Genomic DNA, 1,099 nt, shown 5'->3' on the forward strand with positions numbered 1-1,099 from the left:
ATGGCCGACAATACCCTTCAATTTGAACTAATTACCACCATTAAGTATGGCCTGGAAGTCCACTTCAAAGATGACCCCAATGTATTCGTTGCTGGGGATTTGTTGTGGTATCCAATACAAGGACAACCCAAAATCAACCAAGCCCCCGATGTAATGGTAGTTATCGGTAGACCGAAAGGGCATCGGCGTTCTTATAAAACTTGGGTTGAAGATAACCTTAATCCCCAAGTCACCTTTGAAATAGCCTCCGAAACCAATACCATCAAAGAATTAGAAGAAAAGAAACTCAAGTTTTATCAGACCCATGGGGTAGAAGAGTACTATCTCTATGACCCAGATCGGACAAAACTGAAAGGCTGGTTGCGTTCAGGAAAAAAACTAGAACCCATCCCTCAGATGCGAGGTTGGGTGAGTCCCCGTTTAGGAATTACCTTTGAGTTAGTAGCATCTCAATTGGTACTCTATTATCCCAATGGTGAGCCTTTTGCTAGCTATTTGGAAATTAGTGAGCAAAGAGATATGGCTCAACAACAGGCAGAGCTCGAAAGGCTGGCAAAAGAACAAGAACGCCAACGGGCAGAGCAAGCGCAGGAAGCTTTAGAGCAAACGGAGCAAGCTTTAGAGCTTGAAAGGCTGGAAAAACAACAGGCATCACAACGAGCAGAGCAAGCACAGCAAGCTTTAGAGCTTGAACGAACTCGTATGAAAGCATTACTGGAACAATTAAAAGCCAAAGGGATAAATCCCGAGGATTTTAACCTATAATCTCTAGCAATTCTGATCACGAGTGAGATACAAATAATTTTTTCCCTCTTCCCTACTCCATTCCCCCCTTATTAAGGTTCCCCCCTTATTAAGGGGGGCTAGGGGGGATCCTCCCTACTCCCTACAACCCAAACAATTTTTCCTATGGTTCAGCAAATTACTCCCACAACCGATGACATCTTCTATCCCGAAAGTGACGGCAAACCAATGGCCGACAATACCCTTCAATTTGAACTAATTACCACCATTAAGTATGGCCTGGAAGTCCACTTCAAAGATGACCCCAATGTATTCGTTGCTGGGGATTTGTTGTGGTATCCAATACAAGGACAAC

The 1,099-nt window shown here is 43.9% G+C and carries 1 protein-coding gene and 1 pseudogene; both read left to right on the top strand.

Annotated features, from left to right (window positions below):
- Positions 1-765 (top strand): Uma2 family endonuclease (locus tag F6K20_RS39515; RefSeq protein WP_287298595.1); only part of this gene is annotated, 765 nt, incomplete at its 5' end.
- Between the two features lie 144 nt (positions 766-909).
- Positions 910-1,099 (top strand): annotated as a pseudogene (locus F6K20_RS39520) (Uma2 family endonuclease); the annotation flags it as partial.

Source organism: Moorena sp. SIO2C4 (assembly GCF_010672485.1).
Taxonomy (GTDB): domain Bacteria; phylum Cyanobacteriota; class Cyanobacteriia; order Cyanobacteriales; family Coleofasciculaceae; genus Moorena; species Moorena producens.